Raw genomic sequence first — 8,610 nt, 5'->3', positions numbered from 1 at the left:
ATAAGCCATCACCCATCGCTTACGCGCGTGGTTGTGATGTCTTATCTGTCTCACTCATCCCGTAGGAGTCGCCGTCTGGCGCTCCAATCAATAAATGGAGAAAGGCTTTAATTTATTTAGTTCTATTTATAAATCACTCGTATAAACAAAGCCATAAAAATGATTCAACACACTTCAAAAACTATTTATGAATAGTCATTTAAATTGTACAGTCGGAATAAAAGAAATGTTGAGTCAAAATCAACCAATAACTTTAACATAGCTTAAATAAATAAAAAAGACGTCGATTAACACTCGACGTCTTTAGGCATAACTACAGAAATAGCAGGCTTATGAGAGAATATTTCTTTTGTAAGGTCCATTACGGACTCCAAAGTAACTTCATCAATTGAATCGCTTACTTCATCTAATGAGCGATGCTTGCCATATAATAATTCATTTTTACCGTTTCTGTTCATTCTAGAGTTTGAGCTTTCCAGTCCTAACAAAAGGTTTCCTTTAAGCTGTTCTTTAGCGTTTGAAACTTCTGTCTCCGTAAAGCCGTGCTCCAAGACAGTTTGAATCGTTTCATTAATAGAGCTCTTTAATTCTTCTAATTGATTGCAAGAGGTTCCGCCATAAATGGCAACAACTCCCGTATCTTCATATGACGAATGATATGAGTAAATAGAATAGGCTAGCCCTTTTTCTTCTCGAATTTCTTGGAAAAGTCGTGAGGACATGCTTCCACCAAGTATATTATTCAACACTACAAGACTGTATATATTGTCTGCCTTCACACTAAGCCCAGGATAAGCTAAACATAAGTGAGCTTGCTCTGTGTCCTTATGGCTTTCCGTATACACAGGTTTAATAACAGGTGTGCTAAATTGTGTCACCTCTGAGATTGGTTGCTTAAAATCACCAAACAATGACTCTATATAGCCTAATAGGTCCTCAGAAATGTTTCCTGCTACTGAAATTACAATATTTTTCGGTGTGTAGTGTTTTTCCATATAAGATATGATGGAATCCCTTGTAAATGTATTTAATGTCTCTTCAGTTCCTAATATAGGAGCACCTAATGGATCATTCGGAAACATAGCCTGCCAAAGATACTCATGTACGATATCATCAGGGGTATCTTCTACCATTTTGATTTCCTCTAATACTACTTGTCGTTCTTTATCTAATTCGATTGGATCGAATGTGGAGTTAAAAAACATATCTGAAAGTATTTCAACAGCATATTTTGCATGGTGATCGAGAACCTTTGCATAGTAGCAAGTATTTTCTTTTGAAGTAAAGGCGTTAATATTTCCACCAATTCGATCGAACTCTTCAGCGATTTGTCTTGCTGTTCTAGTATTAGTGCCTTTAAATAACATATGCTCAATAAAATGAGTTAACCCATTTTCCTCTGGCAATTCATACCTTGAACCAGCCTGAACCCATATGCCTACTGCAACAGATCGCACATGTGGAATATGCTCATGCACTATACGCAACCCATTCTTACACGTTTTCTTCTTTATCAATATAGCACCTCTATCTAATCTATTCATTTATTTTTTATTTGTAGCGCAAGCAGCCTTGCCCCTCGGGGTCAAATGGTTAAAAGCTCCGGTGGCTGAGGAACTGCCTCCTCACTTTTTTCCATTTGCCTGTCGGGGCAGAGACAGGCGGTTGCGCTTTTCTTTAGTTATTTAAAAAAGTTGCCGTAGATTGGATCTACGGACAACCTTTTGTTTACGTATATTTTAATTATTAGTTATCTTGTTGTTCTGCGCGTTCTTTTTCTTCTTTAATTACTACTTTACGAGATAAGTTAACGCGGCCTTGGTTGTCGATTTCAATAACTTTTACTAAAAGCTCGTCGCCAAGTTTCAGAACGTCTTCTACGTTTTTCGTACGTTCTTCTTGAATTTCAGAGATATGAAGCAAGCCATCTTTACCGTTGAAGATTTCAACAAATGCACCAAATTTTTCAATACGTTTCACTTTTCCTAAGTAGTATTCTCCTACTTTAGCTACACGCACGATGTCTTCAATAATTTGTTTTGCACGAGCAATCATTTCTTCATCTGCTGAAGCGATATAAATTGTACCATCTTGCTCTGTATCAATTTTTACGCCAGTTTCATCAATGATTTTGTTGATTTGTTTACCACCCGGTCCGATAACATCGCGGATTTTGTCTGGATTAATCTTAATAACTGTAATTTTTGGTGCATATTTAGATAAGCTTTGGCGTGGCTCACCAATAGTAGCAAGCATACTTTCTAAAATTTGCATACGTCCAATTTTAGCTTGCTCAAGAGCTTCCTCTAAAATCGTTTTAGATAATCCGTCTATTTTGATATCCATTTGAAGTGCTGTAATCCCTTTAGAAGTACCAGCTACTTTAAAGTCCATATCCCCAAGGTGATCTTCCATTCCTTGAATATCAGTTAGGATTGTGTAATGCTCTCCTTTTTTAACAAGTCCCATTGCTATACCAGCAACTGGAGCTTTTAGTGGAACACCTGCATCCATCATAGCAAGGGTAGAAGCACAAATACTTGCTTGTGAAGTAGAACCATTTGATTCTAACACCTCAGCAACTAAGCGAAGTGTATATGGGAAATCATTTTCGTCTGGAATAACTGCTTCTAATGCACGTTCACCTAAGGCACCATGACCAATTTCACGACGACCAGGAGCACGGATTGGACCAGTTTCACCCACACTGAATTGTGGGAAGTTATAATGGTGCATAAAGCGTTTTGATTCCTCTAAGCCAATACCATCAATAATTTGCACATCACCAAGCGGTCCTAATGTACAAATACTCAAAGCTTGAGTTTGTCCACGTGTGAATAGACCAGAACCATGCGTACGAGGTAAAACACCTACTTCAGAAGATAATGGACGAATTTCAGCTACACCACGACCATCCGGACGTACTTTTTCTTCTGTGATCAAGCGACGCACTTCTTCTTTAACCATAGCATCCAGAATTTCACGTACTTGTTTCAACGTTTCATCTGTTGCTTCTTTTTCTTTATATTGCTCTAACACTTCATTTTTCACTTCAGATATTGCATCTTCACGAGCATGCTTTTCTTGTACTTGGATAGCTTGTACTAGCTTAGCTTCGCATAGTTCTTTAATTTCACCAAAAAGTTCTTTGTCTAGTTCAAATAAAGGAATGTCTTTTTTCTCTTTACCGATTTCTGCAACAATTTTTTCTTGGAATTCAATCAATTTTACGATTTCACTATGACCAAACATAATTGCTTCTAAAACGACTTCCTCAGAAACTTCTTTAGCTCCTGCTTCTACCATGTTAATCGCATCTTTTGTTCCAGCTACAGTTAAATCTAAAATACTCTTTTCCATTTGGTCTACCGTTGGGTTAATGATGAACTCATCCCCTATTAGGCCTACCTGAACACCTGCAATTGGTCCATCAAACGGAATGTCGGATACACTTAGTGCTAAAGAAGAACCTAGCATTGCAGCCATCTCAGAAGAACAGTTTTGGTCTACTGACATAACAATAGAGATTACCTGAACTTCATTACGGAAGCCATCCGGGAATAATGGGCGAATTGGACGGTCGATTAAACGGCTTGTTAAAATCGCTCTTTCAGAAGGACGACCTTCACGCTTAATAAATCCACCAGGAATTTTACCAACGGCATATAATTTCTCTTCATAGTTCACTGTTAATGGAAAGAAATCTAAATTCTTTGGTTGTTTAGATGCAGTCGCTACGGATAATACGCTAGTATCACCATATCTTACTAGAACTGCCCCATTCGCTTGTTTTGCAAGTTGTCCAATTTCTACTTGCAATGGACGGCCTGCCCATTCGTGTGTAAATACTTTCTTTTCACTCATTAATCTGGACTCCTCTCAACTTCAAAAAACTTCTTTTTAATTAGCTATAATAAATTTTTCGACAATCCTAAGAAAGATTCCTTCTCATTAGAAGTGCACACTTTCCCAAATCATCTACTATTTCTATACAACTTGAAATATAACGCAGTCTAATGTTTAGCGCGCTATAGTGGTTATATGTATCATAAGTAGTGTATCAAAAATATCGGAACTATGCGAAATATTTTACTAAAAAAACAGAAATTACTTGCTAATACTAATATATAATATTTTCCCTAATATATTAAAATTTATACCAATAGAAAAAGCGGGATAAATCCCGCTTTCCTAGGTGTATCTTATCGACGTAAACCAAGTTTTGCGATTAGTTCACGGTAACGTTGTACTTCGTTTTCACGTAAGTATTTTAATAAGTTACGACGACGTCCAACCATTTTGAATAGACCACGACGTGAGTGATGATCTTTCTTATGTGTACGTAAATGTTCGTTTAAAGAGTTAATCTCTTCTGTAAGGATTGCGATTTGAATATCTGCAGATCCAGTATCGCTTTCGTGAGTTCTGTACTCAGCGATTAGTTCATTTTTGCGTTCTTGTGTAATTGCCATGTAGGTTTCCTCCTAATATTCTTAATATCCCCTGTTCCTGAGCAATCGTTGGAGAATCGAAAAAGCCAAGGAAAGGTTAAGTACATTTTGTACTTATAAAGAATAGCATAATCTGTTACGTGAAGCAACTTTTATAGATGCTTCCTCTCCAAATATAGTAGCAGTTTGTCTGAAGCATTTGGTTCAAAAATTATAATTTGAAGTAATCAATAGCAACTTGCTTATCCTTGCCAATTTGTTCTTTAAGCTCTACAATTCCACTGAATTTTTGCTCAGCACGTATGCGCTTGTACCAATGGACTGCCACTTCTTCACCATAAATAGATTGGTCAAAGCTAATGATATGTACTTCAATAGACAATTTTTTTTCATCCGGATTATTGAATGTAGGCTTATATCCTACATTACACACTCCCTCATACCATTGCTCCTGCACTCGTATCTTCACTGCGTAAACACCTATTGCCGGTATAAACTGACCTTCTTTTGGTTGAATATTAGCAGTAGGAAAATCAATCGTTCTTCCGCGCTTATCACCATGTACCACAACGCCTGTAAGCATAAATGGTCGACCTAAAAGCTCTTTTGCGTCTTCTACGTTTCCTTCTTTAAGTGCTCCACGTATTCTGGTAGAACTAATTTTATCGCCTTCCATTTCTTGTTTACCTACTACAGAAACAGAATACTCTCCAGCACAAAGCTCCGCCATATCCTTCATCGTTCCTTTACCAAAAGCACCAAAAGAAAAATCAAAGCCAGCAGTAACATGCTTTACATTAGCTCGTTTAATGAAAGATTCGATAAATTCAACCGGGGTTAGCTTTGCAAAGTCAGATGTAAATCTTACTACAAACAGTGTATCTACGTTCATTTGTTCCAGAATATCAATTTTCTGCTCCAAGGGAGTTATATAAAATACCTGTTCCTTCCTTCCACCTAAAACAAGAGAAGGATGCGGATCAAATGTCATTACAGCTGTTTTTAGATTCATTTCATTCCCTTTGTCCAAGGCTTCTTGAATGACAGCTCGATGACCTAAATGAACACCATCAAAAAAGCCGATTGCTAGGGAAAATTCTTCATTGTTCTTTATGTTATATAAATGGTTTGGATAAGATAAATGATAAACGTTCATATTATACTCCTTTTTCTGATGAAAACATTTTTTCTGGTTTCATCATACCATTTTTTGTTGGATGTTTAATATAAACTGCAACTGGTTGCCCTTCCTCTGTAAAAACAACTTTGTCATTGGTATTGAGGAGAGGATCTAACTCTAAGACGGCTCCATTCGCAATCCATTTCTTTAACGAATCATCCATTTCTTGAGATGGCCATTTCGAAAGTGCATGCTTAATAGGTAATATATTGTTATCCAATACACCCTCTTCTAAAGCTTCTTGTACCTCTTGAAGGGTTAAACAATGTGACTTAGTAAAGTTCCCTGATGCCGTACGAACAAGTGAAGACATATGTGCAGGATAACCTAAAAGCTCACCTATTTGTACTGCAAGTGTACGTATATATGTACCTTTACTACAACCAATTTCTATTTGAAAGGATATTTTTTGACCTGAAAAAAGATCATCTTCATCTAAAAGATTTAAATAATGAATAGTCACCTGTCTACTAGGTCGCTCTACCTCTTTACCTTCGCGGGCATACTCATATAACTTTTTACCATTCACTTTAACCGCAGAATACATCGGAGGAGTTTGAGTAATTTGTCCAGTCAGCTGTTGAAGGACACTTTTTATTTGATCCATAGAGAATTGTTTTTCACTTGAATCTACCTTTACTACGTCACCATCCGCATCCTCAGTTGTGGTGGATGATCCTATAGTTACAGTAGCTACATAGGTTTTTCCTTCATTCATTACATACTCGGATACTTTGGTAGCTTGACCAAGACAAATTGGCAATACACCTTCTACACTTGGATCTAATGTTCCAGTATGGCCAATCCGTTTCATCTTCAATATTTTACGTAATTTAAAAACGCAGTCATGTGAGGTCATTCCTTTTTCTTTCCATAAAGGCAATATTCCTTCATACATCATGCTCACCCCATTTTTCAAAAATACACGAAAGAAGTCTGCTCAATTTAAGCAGACTTCTTTGTATTATGTGTTATTCCTCATTTGAAGATTGGTTAATCTGTCTTAATAGATTATCGATACGATTTCCATAAGCTGCAGATTCATCAAACTCAAATAATAATTCTGGCGTTACACGTAATCTAATACGCTGTCCTATTTCCGAACGTATGAAGCCTTTTGCTTTTTCTAAAGCTCTTAAGGTATCGTTACGGTTTCCATCTAGTACGGTAATATAAATAGTCGCTTGTTGTAGGTCTCCTGTAACTGCTACATCTGTAACTGTTACAAATCCTATACGAGGGTCCTTTAATTTACGTCCTATGATTTCACCTAACTCTTTTTTCATTTGTTCGGCAACTCGGTTCGCACGCATTGACATAATTGCTACACCTCATTTTCATCATAAATATTCTTTGTTGATTTCAATACATTCCCATTCAGGGTTAGATTCTAAAAACCTAATGGCCATCATAAGCTCGCGTTCGACCGCACGCTTGTCAGAAGCAATGGCAACTATCCCAATTTTGGTACGTTGCCACACATCCTGGTGATCTAACTCTGAAACAGAAACATTAAATTTTTGTTTGGTTCTAGTGAGCATTCGTTGTAAAACTGCTCTTTTTTCTTTCAATGAATGTGCAGTAGGAATAAGAAATTCACACTCTGCATAGACAATCATTAGCGTTTAATTTCTTCCATAATGTAAGCTTCGATAATATCGTTTTCTTTTACATCATTAAAGTTTTTAATCGTTATCCCACACTCGTAGCCTTTTGCAACTTCTTTTGCATCGTCTTTAAAGCGTTTTAACGTATCTAATTCACCTTCAAAAATAACGATACCATCACGAATTACTCGCACTCCGCTATCACGTGTAATTTTACCTTCTGTTACATAGGATCCTGCGATAGTTCCTACTTTAGAAACTTTAAAGGTTTCACGAATCTCTGCTTGACCAATGATTTTCTCTTGGAATTCTGGATCCAATAGGCCTGTCATTGCAGCTTCGATTTCTTCAATTACTTTGTAGATAATACGGTGAAGACGAATATCAACACCCTCTTGTTCTGCTGCACGTTTAGCATTTGTATCTGGACGAACGTTAAATCCGATTACAATTGCATTAGAAGCAGCTGCAAGACTAATGTCTGATTCAGTAATTGCTCCTGCACCCGTGTGGATAATACGTACATTTACACCCTCAACTTCGATTTTCATAAGTGAAGCTGCCATTGCTTCCACAGTACCTTGAACGTCTGCTTTAACAATTAGGTTGAGTTCTTTCATTTCACCTTGTTTCATTTGATCAAACAAGTTATCTAATGTTACTCGTGATTTTTCAGAGCGTTGGCTCACTTGAGCATGAGAAGCACGCGTTTCCCCTACTTGACGAGCAGTTTTTTCATCTTCAAATACAACGAAACGATCTCCTGCTTGTGGTACTTCGTTTAATCCTGTAATTTCCACAGGAGTAGAAGGACCTGCCTCTTTCACACGACGACCTAAATCGTTGACCATTGCACGAACACGCCCAAAAGCATGCCCTACTACGATTGGATCTCCAACTTTTAATGTACCATCTTGAACTAATAAGGTTGCAACAGAACCTCTACCTTTGTCTAATTGAGCTTCAATTACTGTTCCTAAAGCAAGACGTTTTGGGTTAGCTTTAAGCTCAGCAACCTCAGAAACAAGTAGAACCATTTCAAGTAGGTTGTCGATACCATCACCTTTTAAAGCAGAAATTGGTACAAAGATTGTGTCTCCACCCCATGCTTCTGGTACTAAACCGTGCTCTGTAAGCTCTTGCATTACGCGATCAGGATTAGCAGATGGTTTATCCATTTTGTTAACTGCTACGATAATTGGAACTTCTGCTGCTTTGGCATGGTTAATAGCTTCTACTGTTTGAGGCATTACACCATCATCAGCTGCTACTACTAAAATGGTCAAATCAGTTATTTTCGCTCCACGTGCGCGCATCGTTGTAAATGCAGCATGTCCTGGAGTATCTAAGAAAGTAATCTTTTTGCCATTGT

The 8,610-nt window shown here is 37.4% G+C and carries 8 protein-coding genes; all 8 read right to left on the bottom strand.

Annotated features, from left to right (window positions below; all coding sequences use genetic code 11):
- Nucleotides 1–287: 287 nt before the first annotated feature.
- Entirely contained in the window at nt 288–1,517 is a 1,230-nt protein-coding gene (locus AC06OU_RS18220) for a M16 family metallopeptidase (protein WP_475857642.1), read from the bottom strand.
- A gap of 229 nt (nt 1,518–1,746) precedes the next feature.
- Complete coding sequence (gene pnp, locus AC06OU_RS18215; protein ID WP_169358636.1) at nt 1,747–3,864, bottom strand: polyribonucleotide nucleotidyltransferase; 2,118 nt, start codon at nt 3,862–3,864, stop codon at nt 1,747–1,749.
- 338 nt (nt 3,865–4,202) lie between these two features.
- Nucleotides 4,203–4,472, bottom strand: a complete 270-nt coding sequence (gene rpsO / locus AC06OU_RS18210) for a 30S ribosomal protein S15 (RefSeq protein WP_169358635.1) — start codon at nt 4,470–4,472, stop codon at nt 4,203–4,205.
- Nucleotides 4,473–4,662: 190 nt separating this feature from the next.
- Complete coding sequence (ribF, locus tag AC06OU_RS18205; protein WP_475857641.1) at nt 4,663–5,607, bottom strand: riboflavin biosynthesis protein RibF; 945 nt, start codon at nt 5,605–5,607, stop codon at nt 4,663–4,665.
- Between the two features lies 1 nt (nt 5,608).
- The gene (truB, locus tag AC06OU_RS18200) at nt 5,609–6,529 is read right to left on the bottom strand and encodes a tRNA pseudouridine(55) synthase TruB (RefSeq protein ID WP_475857643.1); all 921 of its coding nucleotides are present in this window, start codon (nt 6,527–6,529) and stop codon (nt 5,609–5,611) included.
- Nucleotides 6,530–6,602: 73 nt separating this feature from the next.
- On the bottom strand, nt 6,603–6,950 hold the full coding sequence (gene rbfA, locus AC06OU_RS18195; RefSeq protein WP_475857640.1) for a 30S ribosome-binding factor RbfA: 348 nt from the start codon (nt 6,948–6,950) through the stop codon (nt 6,603–6,605).
- A gap of 21 nt (nt 6,951–6,971) precedes the next feature.
- Nucleotides 6,972–7,250, bottom strand: coding sequence for a DUF503 domain-containing protein (locus AC06OU_RS18190; protein WP_340883979.1), 279 nt, complete (start codon nt 7,248–7,250; stop codon nt 6,972–6,974).
- A partial coding sequence (gene infB / locus AC06OU_RS18185) for a translation initiation factor IF-2 (protein WP_475857639.1) occupies nt 7,250–8,610 on the bottom strand: 1,361 nt, incomplete at its 5' end. The genes infB and AC06OU_RS18190, both read right to left, overlap by 1 nt.

This window comes from Psychrobacillus sp. (genome assembly GCF_056205495.1).
This window is presented reverse-complemented; position numbering and strand designations above follow the sequence as displayed.